The organism is Enterococcus larvae (assembly GCF_017830045.1).
Taxonomy (GTDB): Bacteria; Bacillota; Bacilli; order Lactobacillales; family Enterococcaceae; genus Enterococcus_L; species Enterococcus_L larvae.
This window is the reverse complement of the sequence record NZ_JAEDXU010000008.1, coordinates 95,388-117,197: the sequence shown is the minus strand read 5'-3', so window position 1 is coordinate 117,197 and position 21,810 is coordinate 95,388. Positions and strand designations below refer to the sequence as shown.

The window sequence follows — 21,810 nt, the reverse complement described above, 5'->3', positions numbered from 1 at the left end:
CCCCAGTTTTTCAAACATAGCCTCTGTTTTTTTTGCGTTGACAAAGCAACCGTTTGCATTTATGCTTAAGGAAACAAATACAGGATGGAAATTTTGACTAGAAGTATTCTGAAGGATTTGAAATAAATAAGCAAAGAGGGTAACGAGAATGAGTGTGACAATCAAGGACGTCGCCAGAGAGGTGGGCGTAGCGCCTTCAACTGTTTCAAGAACATTGCAGGATCACCCCAGTATCTCGAAGGGCACGAAAGAAAAGGTCAGAAAAGCAATGGAGAAGCTCGGCTATGTACCAAATGCAGCAGCGCAAAATCTGGCAAAAAAATACGCAAACACGATCGGAGTCGTGTTTCCAGTTCTTTCTTCAACAGACAGAAAGAGTAACCCCTTCTATTTAGAAGCAATCACAGCGATGAATCAGGAGGCTGGAAAACAGGATGTGACGATTTCTATTGCTTCCGGCGAGACGCAGGAGGAGCTCTTGGAAAATGTTCAGCTGATGTATAAGCAGAAAAGAGTAGATGGTTTCATTCTTTTATATATCAGGAAGGATGATCCGGTCCTGAATTATTTAGTAGAATATAATATTCCATATACGGTTATCGGCCAGCCGTACCGCTACAACAACGGCACAAGCAGTGTTGACAATGACAATCAATTGCTGGGAAGAACAGCGGCCCAATATCTAATCGATAAAGGGCATGAGAAGATTTTGTTTGTGACAAACTATGAGAAGGAAAATGTTTTTCAGGAACGTTTCTATGGCTATGAAAAGTCGATGGAGGAGAATGGTTTAGCCCCTTTTCCTTATGCTGTTTTGAAAAAGCCGGAGGATTATGCCGCTTTTGAAGATGTGCTGAGAGAAGTACAGCCAACTGCGTGCATAGCGATTGATGACATGTTTGCACTGCGAGTGATTCAGCTATGCAACCTGTACGGTTATCAGGTTCCTGATGATGTGTCAGTTATCAGCTTCAATAATTCGATTTTCACGTCATTGATCCATCCGTATATCACGTCAATCGATATCCATACGGAGGAGTTGGGCAAAGTCGCTGTTCAGCAGTTTCTACTTCAGCTGAAGGATCAGCAGGCATTGAAGCAGAAAGTATTGATCCCTCATACATTGATTGAAAGAGAAACGGTGCTGGACCGAAGAAAATAAAAAGGACCAGCAATACATTATGCGTGAAGAAATAGCGTTGATTTCATGAATAATACCCATCTTGTTCGGTAGGATTGATTAAATGGGAATCAAGAAAGCATAAGGAGGAAAGATGAAGGAAAAACAAATACAAATACAATTATGTTTGCTGTCGGGAGTTGCTCTTGCAGCGTTGTTAGTTGCAGTCAGTGTGTTTTATCCCTTGTACAAAGAAGAGCCTTCAGTGATCTATCAAATAGAAGAAAGTGGTAGTTCTTCGCTCATAGGATATTCTGAAGGTAATATAGGTTGGCTAGTCCTAGCGCTGACTATTGTACTTAGTATCTCAATAGTTCCGGCAGTTCTGATAAAAAAAGAAAAGTCATATAGGCTCATAGGATATCTTAGTATTTTTAGTGGTGTCTTATTAGCAATAGTTAGTATTTTATCCATTAAAATAGTAGATAGGATAAGGTTGTCTAGACTTATAACAGCTTTACCTACAGGTGAAGTATCCATGGCCTCTGGAATATATCTTTTGGTTGGTGGAACATTGCTGCTTTGTATTTTTGGTATAACTCTAGTTTGGAGCAATAGAAAAAACAGTTTAGGTTTTCGCTCTATTTATTGATAAAAGATTACTTTATTTGAGAACAGCTTGATTTAACAAGCTGTTCTCAAATTTACATAAAATGGATTATGCAATTTGTCCTTGAAGTTGTCTATTTTTTTATGGTATCCTATCTGAGTCTGGTTTTTGACCAGTCAAATAAAAGGATGAAGAAAGTGGATTGCTGTTTAGTCAGTTTCTTCAAAAAGGAGAAAGAAAATGGAAGAAAAAACAATAAAGGTTTGGCCGTTATTCGGTATAGTTGTGGCAGTTGTTGTAAGTATCATCAGTGTATTTTTACCATTGTACACATACGCTTCAGAGGGGCGCTCTTCGCTTATCGAGGATAGCGGCGGCGACCTTGGTCGGATGACAATAATTATTGCTGTTATTATTGGTATTGCGGCAGTTCTTACACTAGTGACGAAAAAACCAGCATTAAGCAAGCTTGCGGGAGTTGTAAGTATTTTGGGCGGCTTGGCAATAGCGGGTATCGGTGGTATCGCAGTCTTTGCTGTCAATACATTGAATATGTCAATTGCTTCAGGTGTTTATCTTGTTTTTGTAGGAGCAGCAATGTTCTTCATTCTAGGGATTGCATCTATGAAATCTAAAAAGAAATCTTAATAGTAAACAGTAGGAGACCAGAAGGGAAGTTGAACCTTCTGGTCTTTTTTTAGAGATGTCTAAGGCTGCTTTTCTCAAAAAAGAAAGGAAATCCTATCCCTAATGAAAATAAAGCGGCTTATTTTTTAGGAATAAGATTGGAAGCAAAGCATATCATGGAGTAAAATAAAAAGAGTAGAGATAATTGATTTGGAAGACATGGGAAAGAGCAGGTGGAAAAAATGAAGTTGGTATTGGAGAATATAACGAAGCGTTTTGATGATAAAACTATCATTGAGAACGCGAATTTTACCTTTGAAAAGGGAAAAATATATGGTTTGTTAGGGAGAAATGGTGCGGGAAAAACGACTCTATTCAACTGTATTTCCAGAAATTTGATCCTTGATGAAGGGATGATTGCTACTGAAAATGATGGTCAGTTGAATAAAAACTATGACAATACAGAAATTGGCTTTGTTTATACTCAGCCGCATTTGCCGGCCTTTATGACTGCTTATGAGTTTATCAAATTTTTTATGGAAATCAATAGTGGCAGGATCGAACATCCGAAAACACCGGAGGAATATCTTGATTCCGTTGGGATCGAACGTGAGGACCAGCATCGTTTGCTGAAGGACTTTTCTCATGGTATGCAGAATAAGGTTCAGATGCTGGCTTCGTTGATGGTGAAGCCGCCGGTTCTACTTCTGGATGAGCCTCTGACTTCCTTTGATGTTGTTGCTGCGCATGAAATGAAGGAGCTGATTTTACAGATGAAATCTGAATCGATCGTGATTTTTTCGACACATATTCTGCAGTTGGCTCAGGATCTTTGCGACGAGATCGTTTTACTTCATCACCGTAAGCTGAATCAGGTGGATTCTTCTAGGATTCATGACAAAGATTTTGAAAATGAGATCATCGATCTGCTTTCTGATAAAGAGACGCTTGACACTCCAGAAGCTAAAGAGGTGTAATGATGGACAATTTATCTGTTTATATAAGGAACTATTGGCATTTTAAAAAATTTACGATCGCTAAAAAGGTGAACGGTCTGATTTATTATTTTAAGCGGATACCTGTTATCGGTAAGTTCATTCCTCCAACACTTTATAAAAGCTATGGAATCAAGCAAGCCCTGGCTATCATTGGCTTGATTTTCAGTTATGTTTCCAGCTTTGCGGCGAAGCTGCTATGGATGGCAATGTATTATGGTATTGCGGTTCTTTTGGGAAGCAGAGGGCTTTCAGAAGATGGGTTTGCACTATTCGGTCAGGAAACGCTGATGTCGGGGTTGTTTTATTGGGTGGTTTTTGTTCCTATCTTTTTAGGCTTCTATAATGGCTATGCTTTTTCTGCCCATAAACCAATGATTGATTTCATTGAGTATTTTCATCTTTCCAGAATGACCGTTGTTAGAGGATATACTCTTATGGATGTTGGTATACAAGGTTTAGCTTACATTCCTGCTGCGTTGATTTATGGGGCGTTGCTTGGTAGACCCTTAGAGACATTGCTGTTTGTTTTGTTTGCCTACTGTGGCTTTAATTATCTGTTTCTTTATCTGGGGAGAGTCATCTACACTTGGCATCTTTCAGGGAAAAAACGTTTGGTTATGGGGACAGCTGCCGCAGTTCTGGTCATAGGCTCTGCCGCTGTGATTTATTTGCTGGAATTGGCGGTTCCCATCACTTCGTTTTTCGTGTCTTGGGGCGGTGTCGCAGTCTTTGCGGCTGTATTTGCCGGCAGTATCTACCTACTGCTGCATTTCAAGCAGGAAAACGAATACTTACTGTACTGGATCAATCAAGCAACCTTGACGCTGGTAAAAGCGAAAAGTCAGACAAGCAGCAGCTCTTATATTAGCGAAGGGATCGCTATGCAGAGAAAATTGGTTATGACAAACGAGGGCCAGTTTGAGCATCTAAAGGGTGCTCCATACCTAAATGCCTTATTGTTCAGTCGTTATCGACCAATTTTGAATAAAGCACTGCGCTTACGCTTTTTCGGCATTGGAGCAGCGCTGCTTCTCGTGGCGGGAGCAAGCCTTTTCGGTCTGTTCAAATCTGTTTCCGCTCATGATATGACAGCCACTTTACCAATCCTATTTTTCTTGATGTATTTAATGACCTTTGGGAAAAAAGTCGTACAAATGGTATTTGTCAATTGCGATGTCTCTATGCTGTATTATCCATTTTATAGAGAAGCAAAGACAATAATCAGCGGCTTCAATTATCGTTTTAAACAAACCTTTTTCTATAACGGTTTATTGTCTCTGGGAATATTCAGTGTTTATCTGTTACTGACCATACTGAATAATTTCTTTTTATCCTGGAATTTCTTTGCAGTCTTGTTTCTGTTGTTATTGGCACTTTCCATGCTGTTTTCATTCCATGAGCTGTTTATCTATTATTTGATTCAGCCGTTTACTGGTGATATGGAAGTGGTCAGTCCGCTATACAAAGTGATTTCAGGTGTCCTCTATTGGATTTCATATATGAATGTGCAGGTTCATTTTACAGGTTTCTATTATGCGTTGACTGTTTCAGCGCTAAGTCTGCTTTATGTTGGTATTGGTTTTCTTGTCATCTATAAAAAAGCGCCGGAGACATTCAAGATCAGAGCGTGAAAATGAGCACAGAAGGAAGAGTTCGCTGAAAACAAACGTTTGAAATCATGAGGGATATGTTCCTTTTAGAGTAAGGAGCGTCATTTACTGAAACAACGAAGCAGTGAGTGTTTTCGCTACTCGTTGAGAATTTAATCGCTGTATATTTATAGAGGCTGAGACAGAAGTGTTTAGCTACAAGCAATAAGCCGGAATTCACGAAAATTGTTTCACAAATTTTTGTTGAATTCCGGCTTATTGTCGTAGGAGCTACTTCTGACTCGCCGTTTATTCGGATTTAGGGTATGGAAAAGAGTGGCAACAGATTATTGTCCCACTCTCTCTTTTTTTCTGACACTCAAGCTTATGAACAGCGATTTTTTGTTGATTTATTTTACTGGATCAACTGCCGATAAAGCTCAAATAGTTGATTTTAGATCGCTTTTTTTTATGAATCAGCGGTTTGATTATCTCGATATTTAAATTATTGTAGAATGCTGGCTTTTATTTGTCTCATTATTTTATCGATAGCTCCATTTTGATAATTTTCATCGATTTTCCATTTTAGCAAATAATAGGATAGTTATTAACTTGCAAATGTGTTATTATTCATTAGTGAAGTAAGTGTTATTTATCATAAAGTATATCATTGTGGTTTTAATTATATTTAAATTTAGATAACACTTTTTATAAAAAATAGATGTGATGGTATCATCAGGTGTGAGGGGCTAGGGGTAAATATGATTAGATTGGCAAGTGTTGAAAAAGTTTATTCTTCGGGGGAAAAGAAATTTAAGGTGAGCAATGATATAAGCTTAACTGTGGAGGCGGGAGAATTTGCCATTTTTGTGGGAGAATCCGGAGCTGGAAAATCAACGATTTTAAACATTATAAGCGGATTGGAAAAGCCTGATTCAGGAAGTGTAACAATCAATGGCGTTGATGTCAGCAGGTATAACGAAAATCAATTGGCTGATTATCGAAAGGATCAAGTAGGCTTTGTTTTTCAGTTTTATAATTTGATTCCGAATCTTACTGTGAAGGAAAATGTAGAATTGACTGCAAGGATGAAGGGGAATAGCCATGATGCGAAGGAAATATTAGAGATGGTGGGTCTTGGCCATCGCTTGAATAGTTTTCCAAGTCAGCTGTCAGGAGGCGAACAGCAGCGAGTTTCTATTGCGCGAGCAATTGTTAAGAAGCCGGATATATTGCTTTGCGATGAGCCGACCGGAGCATTGGATCATCAAACGAGTAAGGATATTTTGTCTTTGCTTCAGCAGCTTTCAACTAAAAATCAAATGACTATTTTGATGGTTACCCATAATCGGGGACTGATTCCGATGGCCAATCGAGTATTTGAGGTTTCGGATGGGAAAATTCAAAAGGAAATAAAAAATGACAGACCAAGATACGTTTCTTCCTTGGAATGGTGAGGCTGCAGCATGAGACAGATATTGAGACAGGATTTGTTACGTGAAATTCGAAATTCTTTTATGCGCTTTATTTCTATTGCGGCATTGATCGCCTTAGGCACCTCCTTTTTTGTAGGTCTAAAGTCAGCAGCTCCTAATATTTTGACGACCGGCAGCCAATACCTTGAAAAATACCAGTTTTATGATATGCGGCTGGTTTCAACCTCCGGGCTCACAGAAGAGCAGGTCGAGGAAATACAGGAACTGGATCATGTAGAGAAAAGCACGCTGAAAAAAGTTGTCCATCAAGTGATGGAGCCAAGTGGTTTGATTGCCGAAGTCGATACTTATGAAAAAGGTCAATATGAGATCAGCAGCGGGAGAGCGCCGAAAAAGGCGAATGAAATCCTTTTAGATGAAAAAGCCGGACAATATTTTAAGCTTGGAGATAGTGTTCGTTTCAAGTCATCGAAGGCGGCAGAAGAAGACTATTTTAAGGAGGCTGAATTCAAAGTTGTCGGATTTGCCAACTCCTACCGTTACCTCAGCAAAGATGCGAGAGGCAATACTTCTATCGGTAACGGGGAGCTGAATCTATTTGCGGCGGTGGTTTCTTCTGCTTTTGCTATTGAAGGCTACAATGTTCTGGATATACAGTTGACGGAAAGTATCCGTGAGAATGATCCATTTGGCGAACGCTATCCGAAGAAGCTGGAAGAAATGAAAAAAGCTGTTCAGCAAACGAGAGATGAGCAGCAGGAAGAAATGAATCGCTCTTTTGAGGAGGAGCTTTCAAAAAATGAAAAAGAATTAGAAGGAAAAATACAGGAGACAAAGGACCTGCGTATTCAATTGGATGATCAGGTAGAACAATATCATCTTATGACTAGCCAAATTGCTGAAGGTGCTTTGCCTGTACAAATGGAGACTCCTCAACACTCGGATTCTGGAATAGAGGAGTTGACCAATCAGCAAGCCAAGGCAGCTGAAACTACTTCAACATTGGAAAAAGAGTTAGAAGCATTGACAGATATGCGTGAATCCTATAAAGAGCCGACATACGAGCTTCGAGGGATCGATCAGACAGTTACCTTCAGCAGCTTCAAGGAAAATATTGAATCCTTAGATGCGCTGGGAAATATTCTGCCTATTATTTTCTACTTCGTTGCCTGTTTTATTACCGTTTCAATCATTACACGAATGATTGAACAAGAGCGTAAGCAAATTGGGACCTTGAAAGCCCTTGGTGTCAAATCAAATCTGATCATTAGAAAATATATGATGTACAGTTTGTTGTCAGGGAGCTTTGGTTTGATACTCGGTATTTTGGGTGGTGTGTTTCTATTTCCAAGCTTGCTGATAGGGTTGTATTCTCCCCTATATATTTTTGCTGGATATAAGCTGATCATCTATTGGCCGCTTCTCTGGCTTGCAGGTGGTGCAAGCCTGCTGTCGATCATTTTTATTCCTTATCTTTTTTATCGACAAACATTGATCAGTCCGGCTATTCAATTAATGCGGTCGAAGCCGCCAATCAAGGGCAAGAAAATTCTTATAGAGCGTTTCCCATTTATATGGGAGCGATGTTCATTTTCAACGAAAATGGGGCTACGGAATATTTTCCGTTACAAGCTGCGAATGCTTTTGCTTTTTACAGGAATAGTCGGGTGTATGGTTTTGCTGGTCACGGGTTATGGGGCAAGAAATGTAGTTAGTCAGTTACAGGAATCCCAATTTGACAAAGTGTTGAACTACGATATGGTGACTGTATTTCATACGAATGCAGAAGACGCTGAATTGAAGAGCTATCATGAACTAATGAAAAATAAAAATCTAAGTACACTGGAAACAAATCAGGAAAATTGGGAAGCGACATTGAAGAACGGAAGGAATTTGCAGATCAATATGGTCGTTCCTCTATCAGAAAATCCGGAAAATCGTTTGGATCAATATATTCAATTGTTGGATAGTTCTTCGAAGCATCCTATGAGACTTGGACGAAAAGATGTTTTTATAACGAAAAAGCTGGCACAAATGCTGGATGTGGAAGTTAATGATCAGTTAAAAATAAAAAATTCAGAAAACGAAAAAATAAGCGTGACGATTACTCGTGTTGTTGACAATTACTATCGTCACTATGTGTATTTAGGTACTGATATTTATAAGGAACAAATTAGTAAAGAAATCTCATCAAACATGGAATTGGTGAAGTATGAGCATCTTACGAAAAAGGACAAAGAAGAGATGCTTGAAACAAAAGCATTAGCTTCTTTAACAACAAAGGCTCAGATGATAGAAAAGATGGAAGAGATGACCAAACAACTGAATCGCTTGATCATTGTTGTGATCGCTGCAGCTGTAATTTTAGGATTAGTTGTGATTTATAATTTAGCATATATCAATATCCTGGAGCGGAAACAGGAATTATCAATTGTCTATGCGATGGGGTATCGTCCGATTGGACAGACCTTTCATATCTTCCGCGAAATGATCATTCTTGGTATATTCTCTTTATTTACAGGCTATTATTTAGGATTTCCAGTTTATCGTTTGATTATGAAGCAGCTGGAGCTTGAGTTTATAAAATTTCCTGAGCCGACACAATCAACGATATTTCTGCAATCAGCCAGCACGTTGCTGCTGACCTTCAGCATACTTATAGTTGTTATGCATTATAGAATCAAACAGTTAGACACTCTTGGCGATTTGAAGGATAGAGAATAACGGCAAGTGTGCATATGTAGGGGAACGAATCTTCATTAAATTTTGAAGAAAAAAGGTCAGTTTTCTTCCTGAGTGTTGTCGTATTTAAAACGTGAAACAGAGGTGTAAGTATGTTTTTTTTACTTGTACCTCTGTTTTTTTATACAAATTATTTTTGATACTTATGTTTGATGTCATTTGGATTTATTTCAGCTTCATATTGTTAATAAATATAAGTTTATTTCTTATGTAGTGTGTGTGTGGAGGATAGCATTACTTTATTCTATTTTTTGTCTCGATTAGTTATTTAATCTTTTTTAGGTTTACAAACCGATGAATCAATGCTAAACTTAATTCAAGTTAAAGGTAAAAAATACCTAAAACGAAAAGCGAAAAAACGAGTTGAACCTTCATTGGTTTTTTCTTTTAAATCATTAAAGGTAAATTTTACCTAAAAGGAGCGAGCTTAAATGAGAAAAAAATTATCAGGGAAAAAGATTGGTGTGTTTTTTGGAACATGGGCACCTATGCATATCGGACATATTTCAGCTGTGCATCAAGCCAAGCGTTTGTGCGAAGGGGTGGTTTTAGCAGTCAGTGGGTATGAAGGGGATCGTGGCGATGAGATTGGATTGAATTTAGAGAAGAGATTCCGCTACACAAGAGAGACCTTTCGCGATGATGAGTTGATTGTTGTCGGTAAAATCGATGAAACAAGGATTCCTCGCTACCCGCAAGGCTGGGTACAATGGCTTGGAATGTTGGAGGAACTTATAGCTGACAATTGTGAGGCTGAAAATATAGAAATCACTATTTTTGTTGGAGAAGGTGAATATAAAGAGATGCTGCAGCAATTACGTCCAGCATGGCAAGTAGTGTTGATCGATCGCCAACTGCTGCCCATCTCTGCAACCTGTATTCGGGAAAATCCTTTAAAGTACTGGCAAAAAATTGCTCGCCCGTTTAGACGGCATTTTAGTAAAAACATCCTCGTAGCAGGCTCCGCTTCCGGAGGGAAAACTACCTTGATCAGAGATTTAGCAAGGAGCTACGGAAGCCCATTTTCTTTGGAGTATGCCAGGCATTATCAGGAAAAATATAATGTATTGGATGAAGAGCTGAATGCTAAAGACTACATGTACTTACTGGCGAATCAATACAGACAGACATCAAATGAAATTGAAGGAACGGCGAATAATGGGGTCGTTTTTGCAGATACAAACAGCACAGTCACGAAGGCGTACATGGATTGGTATTTGACGCAAAATGAGCAGGAAGCCGCAAATGGGAAAACCCTTGTCAAAAGTGAAGAGCTGGAAGCGTTGGCTCGTCAATATTGGACGACAGTTCGACAGGAAAAATGGGACTTGATACTTATTGTTCCGCCGGTAACGAAATATGTAGATGATCAATTTCGAGATATGACAATGGCAGAAGAAGAGATTCGCTGGGCATTTCATGAGCATCTGCTTAAATTGTTTAAAGAAGCAGGATTAGAGGATAAAATCATCTTGCTTGAAGTAGAGCTGACTGCGGAAGATCCTCAGGGATTTTACGGAAGATATCAGCTCGCTCAAAAGAAGATCGAAGAGCGATTGGACATTACAGTTTGGTAAAAGGTTTAAAAGAATATGTAGAAGAGAAGGAGTGGCAATGATGGAAACAGTTAAAGGGATCAAATATTGGGCAGCAGAAAGATTACAGGGAAGTTATTGGAAAAATAAAGGGATGGAAATCAGTAAAAATCTTTCAATTTTGGCGAAGCAGGCGAAAGAGCTTGGCGCAAAAGGTGTTTTATTCGCATTGCTCAAGGATATCTTCTTGGGATGGAAGCCTCTTGAAGTTCTCTATTTAGTGGTTTTAGTTGGGATTCAGTTGGGCGTTTATATCAAACAACCTGACAGCTTTTTAGGAATGATTGCTGGTGCAACAGGGATCATCAATGTTATCTTCGTAACTAAGGGGAAAATCAGTAATTATTTCTTTGGTACAATCAATGTAGTGATTTATCTTTATTTAAGTATTATCAGCGGGTTCTATGGCGAGGTACTAACGTCGATTTATTTCTTTTTAATGCAGTTTACAGGAACCTACCTGTGGCTTTTGAATCTTGATAAGCAAGAAGATGGGAACGCAGAAACAGCTTACGTGAAGCCCAAAAGATTATCTGTTGCCGGCTGGATCAAAGCGATTATCGGAATGACTTTCATTTGGGGCCTATTTGGCTTCATCTATCGGAGCATTGGTGCAAACCGTCCATTTCGTGACTCTGTTACTGATGGAACAAACTATGTCGGACAATGGCTGATGAACGGCTCATACTCAGCACAATGGCTATTCTGGATTGGAACAAACGTCTTCAGTATCTATTTATGGTGGGGCGCCAGCTTAGAAATGGTTGTCATGTACTGGGTCTTTCTAGTAAACTCAATAGTAGGATACATTCGCTGGACAAATAAAAGCCGAACTGATTGTTCAGCTCTCGAGCAATAAAGTAGAACAGGCTGTAGAGGGGGAATCCCCTCAAGGACAGTTCAAGTTATTGACGAAGGAGCTAATCAGTAAGGCTGGATAAAATAAAAACTGAGTGAGCTTGATTGACTTCTGAGTAATAATAAAGACAAGCGAAAGAGGATTACCAATCCTCGCCGCAAGTCTGCTTATTACCGAAGAAGTCAGCTCACAAAGCTGGATAAAATAAAAGCCGAACTGATTGCTCAGCTCTCGGGTGATAAAGTAGAAGGAACTCCATTTGTTTCCTGCATCATCGTTAAGTATTTTATATATATTTTTGACCCAGTGAATTAAAAATTGAAGTAAAAGTGAGTGAAGAAAAATGAAGTTCAATAATTACGCAGAAGAAAAGAAGTATTATGAGCAGCAGGCGAATCAGGAAGATTTTCTGAAATGGTATCAAAAACAAGATTTGCCTAAATATGAAAAGCCCTCTGTGACAGTTGACAATGTCATTCTCGGCTGGAATGAAGATGAAGTGAAGCTTCTGTTGATCAAGCGGAAAGCAAATCCCTTTCGAGGTCATTATGCACTTCCAGGCGGCTTTGTGGATAAAAAAGAGGATACAACAGAGGCTGTACTGAGGGAGGTCAAAGAGGAAGTTGGTATTACTCTCGATGAGAACTATGTAGAACAATTGAAAACAATTGCTACGCCAAATCGGGACCCGCGAGCATGGACAATCACTGTCGCTCACTTGACCTATCTACCTGATATGGGTGCTGTGAAGGTAACGGCAGGAGACGACGCACGAGAAGCACATTGGGTCACACTGCGGGCAGATAGAGAAGGAACACCGCAGCTCTTTTATAATGAAAAGGAAATTCCTTTGGATGAACTGGCCTTCGATCATAAGGAAATCATTACAGAGGCTGTACATCGAATCAAAAACAGGCTGGATTATGTTCCGACGGTTCTGCAAATTCTGGGAGCTACTTTTACATTGACTGAAGCAAGGAAGGTTTATAGTAAATTTCTAGGTATTTCGCTGCAGGAGCTGGATAACAGCAATTTTCGTAAAACACACGGAAAATTCTTTATTGACATGGGATTTGAAACAAAGCCGATAAAGGGGCGGCCTAGGAAAATATATAAGTTAAAACGTTTCAATTAAGAAATGTGGATGATAAAAATAACTATGACAATTGTTCATGATTTGTTCTTTTATATAGCACAAGAAATCATTTATATCTAAAAAAAGAAATCTCCGAATTTTTTCAGAAGAAGTTTATTAGAATTGTTATCGATTTTTCTATCTATAATATAATTCTAAAGTATAAAGAAATGTTATTAAAACAAAAAAAGCGTAGAAGGTCGTCCCTTTTACGCTTTTTTTACTGTTGTATTATTAAAGAAAAGTGATAATTTAGGTGGACATATAATAATATCTGTTATATTATTGAATTTGTGATAATTATATCAAATTACGTAATATTTTTTCTTTTATGAAATGAGTATAGGAAAAAATGTGATAAATAGATTGTTGTATCCGCTCGTTTAATCAATTCTTTAATCATTTTAACGTATTAATTACAAATAGTCTACACCAAAAAAAGGCTTTTTTCGATATTTTTTTTGAAAAAACGATAAAAACATTTATTTATTTGGATAAAACAACATAAAACTCATAGAAGTGTTGAAAATAACACTGAAAAATCAATCATATTTTTAAGCCGTCAAATAAGCCGTCAATTTCTTTTGGAGAGGATGTTATTTTATGAGTAGAAGAGGAGAAAATATTTATAAGAGAAAAGACGGGCGCTGGGAAGGCAGATACATAAAGGCGAGGAATGAAGAGGGAAAAATAGTTTATGGATATGTATATGGTCGAAAGTATACAGCTGTAAAGCAGCGATTAGCTGAGCTGAAAGTTCGCTATATTACCAGCTACGGCAGCTTAAAGATCTATGAAGGCACGCTGGAACAATGGCTGTGGTTTTGGTTGAACGGCCCGATGCGAGGCAGGATCAAAGTTTCTACCTACTCAAGCTACCAATTAAGGATAAGGAAGTATATCTTACCGTTTCTCGGACAGATCAAGCTGATTGATCTACGAACAGCTGAAATTCAAGAATTTATCACTTACTTGGAGGAGCTGCATATCTCAAGTTCATCGATCAGGTCAATCCTTACTGTACTAAAAAGCGCATTGAATCAAGCTGTAACAGATAATCACTTGTTGAAAAATCCTTGTCAGAATATCGTTCTCAAGAAAAATGATGCGCAAGAGGTCAGAGCACTGACTCGGGAAGAGCAGCGATGGTTGGAGAAGGTTTCATTGAAAGAGCCAAACTGTTCTGCTGTATTGCTTGCATTGTATACAGGAATGAGGATTGGTGAAATCAGTGGACTAAAATGGTCGGATATTGATTTTGATAATAAAAGAATCGCTGTTAATCGTACTCTGTATCGAACGAATGCTGTTGAAAAGGGGAGAAAGACACAGGTGATCATTGATTCTCCTAAAACCAAATCGTCTAAACGAATGATTCCTATTGCAGGCAATCTAAAGGGATATCTGTTGGAAAAAAGAAAGAAATCTACTTCTGAATATGTGATTTCATGTCGAGGTAGCTATGCTGAACCGAGATTGATCAATTATCGGTTTAAGAAGCTGTTAATCGGGACAGAGCTGACTTCTATTCACTTTCATATGCTGCGGCATACCTTTGCGACCCGCTGTATTGAGCAGGGAGTCGATATTGTGACTGTTAGTAAACTCCTAGGTCACTCCTCTACAAAGATGACACTTGATGTCTACGCAGATTCGATGTGGGAAAATAGAATGGAGGCAATTACACGAATCGACCGTCAGCTGGAAAGTGACTAATCCATAAAAAAGAAAACAAGAGGGAGAGCCTCTTGTTTTCTTTTTTTAGTTTAGCAGTAAGGTTTAACCCAATTCATAAAAAAAAGAGAGAGCCGGATAAGTTATCAGCCGGTTCTCTCTTTTGATTTTACGTCGTCAAAAAATGGTCAGATAGGATCAGCACTGTTATTAAAATGAGCTTTACCAGCCTTTTTCCTATACTCATTTCATAAAAGAAAAAATGTGAATGAAATAGTATACAAATACAATCTACAAACTCTTTATCCAGTATATTTTCATATTCGCTGACCGCCAAATAAGCACAATATGAATGTTGCTATCCGCTGATTTATTTAAAGTATAACCCATAATGGGTTATTTTGTGGAGTCAAAACTCTTTTGAGTAGTTCTAAGGCGATGAGATGAAGGAGGAGATAGGATGTATCACATCGGTTATTTGGTATCAAAGAATCAAAAAAGTGAATATATTGATCGTTTTTTGGATGATCAATTATACAAATTCCATGAACTCAACGAAGAGGAGCTTCTTGATCATTCTTTATTAGACGGAGTTGTATTGGAAGAAACGGCATCCAATATCAATTGGGTGTGCAGTTTGCTAATGAAGCTTAAGGAGAGCTCTAATCTATTGATTTGGGTTTTATCGCCGGAAGTGATCGTTCCTAAATCAATCAGACTTGTTTATCTGCAATTAGGAGCAAATGGTGTGGCGGACAGTTCAGATGATTTTGATGAGTTTAGTTTAATCGTGAGAAATTCATTAGAACGAAGTGGTAGTCAAGCGATTTTAAACCGAGAAATGCATACAGATGAAAAGGAAGACAGCCATGATTTTCAACTTCTTCCAAAGAATCTGAGTGTTGTTTTGGAGGATGGGAAAGAGGTTGAATTGACAAAACTGGAATTCATGGTCATTCAATATCTGCACAAAAATGCACAGGAAACAGTCACGTATGAGGAAATTTATGAGAATGTTTGGAAAAATGGTGAACCGTGCAGGTATCGTGTCAGCAATATGATATTCCACTTGAGAAAGAAAATTGAGAAGGATGAAAAGGAACCGAGATATATTAAAAATGTCCGTTCCTTAGGATATAAGCTTGTCATTTAAAATGGGAGGGGGAGACACTAATGTATCGTTCAGGCTACAGAATCTGCCGCGAAACTGGCTAATCACACACACAGCCAGGAGGGAGGAACTACTAAGGTTTCAGGCAAAAAACACTTTACAAAAATTTAGGAGGAGAACAGTTTGAAAAAGACAAACATTCTTAAAAAAGGTATTTTGACACTTGCTGCAACTTTTGCATTAGGTGCTGTAACAACATTGGGTGTGGAAGGAGTTCCATTTTTATCACCGCAAAGTGTTGAAGCAGCGGCGGGGACAGTTCAAGTATCTACAGTTGGGGAGTTTGAAGCTGCATTGAAAGATGCAAATGTGAATGTGGTCGTTGTGACTTCAAGCATTTCTTTCAATAAAAATATTACTGATATTCCAAATCGTGATGTTGAAATTCGTGGAAGAAAAGGTCAGGGAGTCGTTATCAACTCCGGTCACTTCTCTATCTACGGAAAACAAAATACAAAAGGTAGAAACACACTAACTATCAAAAACGCACGAATCATTGGTGACAGCGGCGACGGACGCTTCTTCACAGGTGGTGCAGGAAATGGTCCTTCAAGCTACGGTTGGGATGTTGTTGCTCAAAACGTAAACTACGATGGTGCACGTTTTGTTCATTTAAGTGAAGGTAAATTAACCTTTGAAGGAAATAACGTAATCAATACAAGAGCTGAAAATGCTTGGGTACATGATTTGGAATTTGCAGCTGATTCTGTTTATACAGGAACTGCAGCAAACCGTGATCATTCTCAGTTCTCAGCATTCTACTTCAATGGTGCATTGATCAACGGCAAAGCAACCGGTGAAGTAACAATCGGCGAAAATGCAAAAGTAAATGTGAAGATTGGACCTCAAAGCTTAGTTAACTATTACTACCCAGTATTCTATGACAAGGTAGATACAGTAACGCTGAAATCTAAAGCAGAATTGAATGTTGATGCAGCAGGTGTTGCTTTCCAATTCATTCCACGTGCAGATTATAAGAGCGGAAACCCTAGCTTGAACCTTGAAGATGGTTCTTCAGCGAACTTCAATGGCCGTGGTGGCGGTAACTATGCAGCGATGAAATTACAATATTACAACACAGAAGTTAATTTAGATTCAAACTCTTCATTAGTAGTTACTGGTAACAGTACAAAAGGTGTTATTGAGAGTGAATACAAAGGTGCTTCATTCAACTTAGAAAATCCTAAGAACTTTGAAGTAACAAACAACAAAGCAAATTCTAAACTATTCTACTCAACAAACACAACAATCAATGGTTTTGGTACTGGTGAGATTCTTGCGTGGAACCAAAGAGGAGCTATTTATCCGGACACACCAGATTATGGATTCGATGGTGGAAACTTCTCAATCAGCTTTGGTAAGCTTTGCAACAGCCAAACATTATCAACATTTGGTAAAGGTGTAAAAGATATCAAGTTAGAAAATTACGGAAAAATCAAAATCGGTAACGGTGCTAACTAATTGATTCAATCATACAAATGAGGAGGTTCTGAGTTGAAAAAGAGAATATCGAAACGAAATGCGTTTATTCTATCTTTGACTTCCATCATTGCCTTTAATCTTATGTATTACTTCAGTACACAGCAGTCGCTTTTAGCGGCTCCTGTGTCTCAAGGATATGAAGATATTTTAGCAAATCCTTCTGTCAATAAGGTTGGTAACAGCGGTTCAGATGCAGAGATTCCGGGAGATTACGGCTTTATGCTGAAAGTTCAGGATGATACTACATATGAAGGAATCAACCCAAGCCAAGTGGCACAGTACCGCACTTCACAATCCAATATCTATCGCTTTACGAAGGGCTCCAGCCTTGAACAGGGTGTTTGGATTCGAAATGCCGGATTTTATAATGGTGAAAAGATTGATGTCAAATTAGTGATTGACTCGTTAAATTTTAAAAACAATCCTTATTTCAACTTCTTTGCATTAAATCCAAGTGAAAAGGGCAACACTTCTCAGCTTCCAACTGGGAGCATTAGTAAATGGGAAGAAGCCTACTTCATGGTAGGAAGTAGTAGTCTGTTTAATTCTGGTTTTTATGATACGTATACAACAGGTGACACTGCAGAGTATCATTATGAGTTTTACGACCAGTCAGGTGCAAGAATTAATATCAAAGGAAGTTGGAACTACAACAACATCAACAGTTTAAAGTCTGTTTCCGTTCCATTCCAAAATGATTTTGAAAATATCTATGTCAAGCAAGATAGCTGGATTGGTTACAAAACAGATACTCCGGCAGCTGGAGAGCTGGAACTTTACGGTGAAACTGAGAATATGAATGATGAAAAAAGTCGTTTGACCTATTTGTATTCAGGAAATAGCTATGCAACAAACATGATTTTCAGAGGAACTTCGGATAATCGAATGGGGGTACTATACAGTAATGAGTCTCTGGCTCGGATTGCTCCGGCAACCCCAATCGTTATTGGCGAGAAGAATTCAGCTGGAAATGCAGAATCAGATTATTTAGAACTACGTTACTCCATTTTACAAAACGTGATGGATAACAAGAAGGAAAATCGAAATAGCAGCGTAATCATCAATACTGAAACGCCGGATTTTTATTCGATCGATTCGATCAAGGTTTATGAATTTGGACGTTCAGAAGATGTTAGCGGACGTTTCAACATCACAATGACAGACAATAAAGCAGTTCTGGAAGCTATTGATCCTACTTCTGATGCTTTTAACGGTCAGATCTATGAAATCAAGGTGATCGCTAAAAAGAACAGTAAGTTCAGCTTTGATAAAGTACTGTACAACTATCAAACCGGCGGCGTTGATGATGGTCATATGATTTTCGAAGAAGGCGGTCCTAAAACAACCACCTCTTACAAATACAACGATCCAACAAATATAAGCATCATTAAATTTGAAGGAACGTTGGAAGCAGAAGTAGTTGACGGACAGTCACAGGCGAAGGTCAGATATGATGGCGTTCCATCAGCTGATGCCAGAGAAGATGTTGCCTACCCAGTAGGAACGGACTTTGGCAGTCTGACGCAACAGGAAATTGAAGATACATTGATTGAGAATATTTCTGTTGATACAGGCAATATTCCACTTGATGAAATCACTAGTATTGTGATCGATGATACTAGACTACCTGATACTTCTACACCTGGCGAGAAAATAATATATGTTGTTTTAACGACGAAACAAGGTGTGAGTACAACCGTTGCTGTCCCAGTAACGCTGGGGCAAGCGAGTGCCGACCTGACTGTTCGCTTTGTTGATGCAGATGGAAATGATATTGTTGGCTACACTCCAGTTGTAATTACTGGCGTGATTGGAGAAACAGTAGATTTAACAAGGGAAGACGATGTAACGAATGTTCTAGATGCGTTGACTCTTGCTGGATATGACATCAAACAACCAGACGGCAGACCAACAAACGAAGCAGCTGTGGAGTTTGTTGAAGGCGGATCAGAGGTTAAATACGTTCTTACCAAGGCTGCTGGAACTGTGACTGTAGAGTTTTATTATATGTCAAAACAAGGTGTGGAAACTGTAGTACAAGAAGCAGCACCAGTTGTATTGACGAATAAGGAAGTCGGGACTTCACTTGATTTAACTTTAGAATCAAGTGTGACTGACGCAATCTCTGCAATTGTTGCCACAGGACGTTATACATTACTTGATACAGGTCGTCCAAGTGATGAGACTGCAGTAATTGTAGAACGTACGGCAAAAACAGTGAAATATATTTTTACTGGTCAGCTGAAATTGGAATCAGTACCGACTCTGGATTTCCGCAAGCAGTCTGTAACAGCAACGGATGGGGTAAAGGTAGATAATCCAAGCTTGATTGAAAATGAAAACTATACCGCAGCAGACAATGTAGATAACAAGGATAAATTGATCGTTTCCGATTATCGCAGCGTGGCAAATGGCTGGACATTATCTGTTAAGCTGCTGTCGCCGTTACTTCCGGATGAAGAAAATCCGGATATGGCATACGTACTGGCAGATGCTATTCGTTATGATACAGGCAGCGAAGAAGTGATCATTACAGAAGAATTACGAGATATTGTTTCTGAAACACACGAGGGGCAATATGATGTGAGTTCAACTTGGACTCCTGCAGGCAAAGGCTTCAAGCTGGAGCTTCCCGCAGGAGCTGTGAATAAGATGGGTAAATATAAGGCAACAATGCAGTATGTATTGGCGAATACACCATAGGATGGGGGAAGAAAAGAAATGAGAAAAAAATCGATTGCTTTGATAATTGCTTCCTTCTTCCTGGTGTTGAGTATACTGCCTTCTTTTCCGATGGATGCTGCAGCAAATGGAAACGGCGGGGCTGTTCAAACGAATGGTGTGATCACTTTTTATGATGAAACATCTTCGTCTTCAACGACAGAACCGACAGATTCCTCTACAGCAGCTACTTCAGAGCCGGAACCATCAACAACAGAATCAAGCGTTGTTGAGAAGCCGGCCGGCGGCAAGCTTCCCTCAACAGGCGAACTGGTAAAGGTGAGTTTGTCTATTAGCGGAGTAGCTGTCATAGCCGCTGTTCTATTCTTCTTCTTTTTGAAGAAGCGAAAAGAAAACAGTAAGAGAGAGGGGAATTAACATATGAAGATAACTAAACTGCTTCCAGCTGTTGTATTGTTTTCAACCTCTCTGCTCTTTTTCTGTGGAAAGACAGCTGCAGCCGAAGAAGGGGTCAATCAAGATGGGGTCATTGAATTTACAAATGGAACAGAGATCGATCATATCGTTGATCCGGAACATCCGGAAATACCAGTTGATCCGGGAGAAAGTCCGAGCACAACAGGAAGACTGAGGATCGATTTTGTCCCTCAACTGAATTTTTCTTCCAACATTATCTCGGACAAGGAAGTTTCCTATCCAGTCAATGCCCAATTGTTTTTAGATGACACCAGTCCGCGTGGGAACTTCATTCAGGTTTCCGATTACCGGACGACAGCAACAGCTCAAGGCTGGACGCTGCAAGTAAGACAGGAAAGTCAATTTACTAATTCGAACACGACAAACAGCTCATTAAATGGAGCGGTATTGTCATTTGATAAATCATGGACGAGCACACCGAATTCGAAAACGAGTGCCCCTGTTGTTTCGAGCGAAGTCATTCGCTTGAACAATATTGGTGATACGTATGTACTAGCAACTGCTGGAAAAAACAGCGGAGCGGGAACCTGGAGTATTTCGTTCGGTGCTTCGCCTGAACATACGGATGGTCAAGCATCAACACTGACCCCTAAGGTTGATAAGGATGGTGCGCCTCTTTTAGATGCGTCATTCAACAATCAGCAAGTTCATGAAAACAGCGCAATAAAATTAACTGTACCGAGAGGCACAACTGTCGACCCGGTACCCTACTCAACGGTGATAACTTGGATATTAGCCGAGTTACCATAAATATCATACACACACATTAGGAGGAAATACAAATGAAATTGACACACAAACTTTGCGGAGCTGCTTTAGTAGCAGTAGCGGCAGTTGCAGTAGCAGCACCAAATACACAAGCGGTGAATAACCTTGAACACAGTGGGGATGCATACATTGAATTCACACGTAACACAGATGGAGGACCTGGAACAACAATCACTAAACCAGGTACAGAAGATTCAACAATCACAAATATTCCTGGCGTTACTGATCCAGGCGACTTCGGGATCATGGCTGTAACTCCATTGGATTTCAGTTCTCATGAAGTGGTAGCAGGATCTATTGCTACACGTGAATACTTTGCACTTCCATTCGAAGCGAATGCTGGAAATGCGGATGCATACAAAGTAGAAAACTTTGTTAAATTCCGTGACCACCGTTCAACATTGAACCGTAAATATACATTGAGTGCTGAAATGACTCAAGAATTTACTGGTACTGTAGATGGTACACCAGTAACATTAGCTGGATCTAAATTGACATTCAAAAACTTGAAACTAAGATCTATTGATGCAAGTCATTTACAACCAGCAAATCCTCAATTTGCTACAAGTGCTGAATTATCAGTAGGCGGCGGATCAGTGCAATTCTTAGAAAACACTGAAGCTGATAAAGGAGCCGGCGATTACGAGCTTACATTTGGTGACTACGATGCTGGTACTGCAACTGATGCAGTGAAATTGGACATTGACGGAGCTGCACAAATTTTTGAAACAAAATATACAGCGAAAGTTCTTTGGACTTTAGCAGACGTAAAATAAGCTGAAACGATAAAATTGAGGCTGGGACAGAAGTTGTTTCTGCATCTACGGTTCTGCAATACTCGATGT

General features: G+C 39.2%; 17 protein-coding genes. All 17 read left to right on the top strand.

Annotated elements, in window-relative coordinates:
- Positions 1-148 precede the first annotated feature (148 nt).
- The 17 genes from I6N96_RS14670 to I6N96_RS14590 all read left to right on the top strand — a co-directional run bounded on the left by I6N96_RS14670 (position 149) and on the right by I6N96_RS14590 (position 21,741).
- On the top strand, positions 149-1,162 hold the full coding sequence (locus I6N96_RS14670; RefSeq protein ID WP_209558308.1) for a LacI family DNA-binding transcriptional regulator: 1,014 nt from the start codon (positions 149-151) through the stop codon (positions 1,160-1,162).
- Between the two features lie 112 nt (positions 1,163-1,274).
- Positions 1,275-1,772, top strand: a complete 498-nt coding sequence (locus tag I6N96_RS14665; RefSeq protein ID WP_209558307.1) for a hypothetical protein — start codon at positions 1,275-1,277, stop codon at positions 1,770-1,772.
- Positions 1,773-1,970: 198 nt separating this feature from the next.
- Complete coding sequence (locus tag I6N96_RS14660) at positions 1,971-2,378, top strand: hypothetical protein (protein ID WP_209558306.1); 408 nt, start codon at positions 1,971-1,973, stop codon at positions 2,376-2,378.
- Positions 2,379-2,599: 221 nt separating this feature from the next.
- A complete protein-coding gene (locus I6N96_RS14655; RefSeq protein WP_209558305.1) occupies positions 2,600-3,334 on the top strand; it encodes an ABC transporter ATP-binding protein in 735 nt (244 codons plus the stop codon).
- Complete coding sequence (locus I6N96_RS14650) at positions 3,334-4,986, top strand: hypothetical protein (RefSeq protein ID WP_209558304.1); 1,653 nt, start codon at positions 3,334-3,336, stop codon at positions 4,984-4,986. Before I6N96_RS14655 ends, I6N96_RS14650 begins: the two co-directional genes overlap by 1 nt.
- Before the next feature lie 719 nt (positions 4,987-5,705).
- Complete coding sequence (locus tag I6N96_RS14645) at positions 5,706-6,401, top strand: ABC transporter ATP-binding protein (protein ID WP_209558303.1); 696 nt, start codon at positions 5,706-5,708, stop codon at positions 6,399-6,401.
- Between the two features lie 9 nt (positions 6,402-6,410).
- On the top strand, positions 6,411-9,104 hold the full coding sequence (locus tag I6N96_RS14640) for an ABC transporter permease (RefSeq protein WP_209558302.1): 2,694 nt from the start codon (positions 6,411-6,413) through the stop codon (positions 9,102-9,104).
- 449 nt (positions 9,105-9,553) lie between these two features.
- Positions 9,554-10,699 (top strand): AAA family ATPase, encoded by a 1,146-nt coding sequence (locus tag I6N96_RS14635; RefSeq protein ID WP_245186993.1) that lies wholly within the window; start codon positions 9,554-9,556, stop codon positions 10,697-10,699.
- A 37-nt stretch (positions 10,700-10,736) separates the two neighbouring features.
- On the top strand, positions 10,737-11,576 hold the full coding sequence (gene pnuC / locus I6N96_RS14630) for a nicotinamide riboside transporter PnuC (protein ID WP_209558301.1): 840 nt from the start codon (positions 10,737-10,739) through the stop codon (positions 11,574-11,576).
- A gap of 343 nt (positions 11,577-11,919) precedes the next feature.
- Positions 11,920-12,711: an NUDIX domain-containing protein gene (locus I6N96_RS14625; RefSeq protein ID WP_209558300.1), complete on the top strand. Its 792-nt coding sequence runs from the start codon at positions 11,920-11,922 to the stop codon at positions 12,709-12,711.
- A gap of 603 nt (positions 12,712-13,314) precedes the next feature.
- On the top strand, positions 13,315-14,427 hold the full coding sequence (locus tag I6N96_RS14620; RefSeq protein ID WP_209558299.1) for a tyrosine-type recombinase/integrase: 1,113 nt from the start codon (positions 13,315-13,317) through the stop codon (positions 14,425-14,427).
- A 418-nt stretch (positions 14,428-14,845) separates the two neighbouring features.
- The gene (locus I6N96_RS14615; protein ID WP_209558298.1) at positions 14,846-15,538 is read left to right on the top strand and encodes a response regulator transcription factor; all 693 of its coding nucleotides are present in this window, start codon (positions 14,846-14,848) and stop codon (positions 15,536-15,538) included.
- Positions 15,539-15,679: 141 nt separating this feature from the next.
- Positions 15,680-17,017 carry a pectate lyase-like adhesive domain-containing protein gene (locus I6N96_RS14610; RefSeq protein ID WP_209558297.1) on the top strand — a complete coding sequence of 446 codons (1,338 nt, stop codon included), beginning with the start codon at positions 15,680-15,682 and terminating at the stop codon, positions 17,015-17,017.
- A 33-nt stretch (positions 17,018-17,050) separates the two neighbouring features.
- Entirely contained in the window at positions 17,051-19,741 is a 2,691-nt protein-coding gene (locus I6N96_RS14605) for a WxL domain-containing protein (protein WP_209558296.1), read from the top strand.
- An 18-nt stretch (positions 19,742-19,759) separates the two neighbouring features.
- Positions 19,760-20,137 carry an LPXTG cell wall anchor domain-containing protein gene (locus I6N96_RS14600; RefSeq protein WP_209558295.1) on the top strand — a complete coding sequence of 126 codons (378 nt, stop codon included), beginning with the start codon at positions 19,760-19,762 and terminating at the stop codon, positions 20,135-20,137.
- Positions 20,138-20,140: 3 nt separating this feature from the next.
- The gene (locus I6N96_RS14595; protein WP_209558294.1) at positions 20,141-20,947 is read left to right on the top strand and encodes a WxL domain-containing protein; all 807 of its coding nucleotides are present in this window, start codon (positions 20,141-20,143) and stop codon (positions 20,945-20,947) included.
- A 32-nt stretch (positions 20,948-20,979) separates the two neighbouring features.
- The gene (locus tag I6N96_RS14590) at positions 20,980-21,741 is read left to right on the top strand and encodes a WxL domain-containing protein (RefSeq protein WP_209558293.1); all 762 of its coding nucleotides are present in this window, start codon (positions 20,980-20,982) and stop codon (positions 21,739-21,741) included.
- The last annotated feature ends 69 nt before the right edge of the window (positions 21,742-21,810 follow it).

What these genes read in the sequence shown, in the direction of transcription:
- I6N96_RS14670 (WP_209558308.1), top strand. Translation starts at nt 149, where the DNA reads ATGAGTGTGACAATCAAGGACGTCGCCAGAGAGGTGGGCGTAGCGCCT.
- I6N96_RS14665 (WP_209558307.1), top strand. Translation starts at nt 1,275, where the DNA reads ATGAAGGAAAAACAAATACAAATACAATTATGTTTGCTGTCGGGAGTT.
- I6N96_RS14660 (WP_209558306.1), top strand. Translation starts at nt 1,971, where the DNA reads ATGGAAGAAAAAACAATAAAGGTTTGGCCGTTATTCGGTATAGTTGTG.
- I6N96_RS14655 (WP_209558305.1), top strand. Translation starts at nt 2,600, where the DNA reads ATGAAGTTGGTATTGGAGAATATAACGAAGCGTTTTGATGATAAAACT.
- I6N96_RS14650 (WP_209558304.1), top strand. Translation starts at nt 3,334, where the DNA reads ATGATGGACAATTTATCTGTTTATATAAGGAACTATTGGCATTTTAAA.
- I6N96_RS14645 (WP_209558303.1), top strand. Translation starts at nt 5,706, where the DNA reads ATGATTAGATTGGCAAGTGTTGAAAAAGTTTATTCTTCGGGGGAAAAG.
- I6N96_RS14640 (WP_209558302.1), top strand. Translation starts at nt 6,411, where the DNA reads ATGAGACAGATATTGAGACAGGATTTGTTACGTGAAATTCGAAATTCT.
- I6N96_RS14635 (WP_245186993.1), top strand. Translation starts at nt 9,554, where the DNA reads ATGAGAAAAAAATTATCAGGGAAAAAGATTGGTGTGTTTTTTGGAACA.
- pnuC (WP_209558301.1), top strand. Translation starts at nt 10,737, where the DNA reads ATGATGGAAACAGTTAAAGGGATCAAATATTGGGCAGCAGAAAGATTA.
- I6N96_RS14625 (WP_209558300.1), top strand. Translation starts at nt 11,920, where the DNA reads ATGAAGTTCAATAATTACGCAGAAGAAAAGAAGTATTATGAGCAGCAG.
- I6N96_RS14620 (WP_209558299.1), top strand. Translation starts at nt 13,315, where the DNA reads ATGAGTAGAAGAGGAGAAAATATTTATAAGAGAAAAGACGGGCGCTGG.
- I6N96_RS14615 (WP_209558298.1), top strand. Translation starts at nt 14,846, where the DNA reads ATGTATCACATCGGTTATTTGGTATCAAAGAATCAAAAAAGTGAATAT.
- I6N96_RS14600 (WP_209558295.1), top strand. Translation starts at nt 19,760, where the DNA reads ATGAGAAAAAAATCGATTGCTTTGATAATTGCTTCCTTCTTCCTGGTG.
- I6N96_RS14595 (WP_209558294.1), top strand. Translation starts at nt 20,141, where the DNA reads ATGAAGATAACTAAACTGCTTCCAGCTGTTGTATTGTTTTCAACCTCT.
- I6N96_RS14590 (WP_209558293.1), top strand. Translation starts at nt 20,980, where the DNA reads ATGAAATTGACACACAAACTTTGCGGAGCTGCTTTAGTAGCAGTAGCG.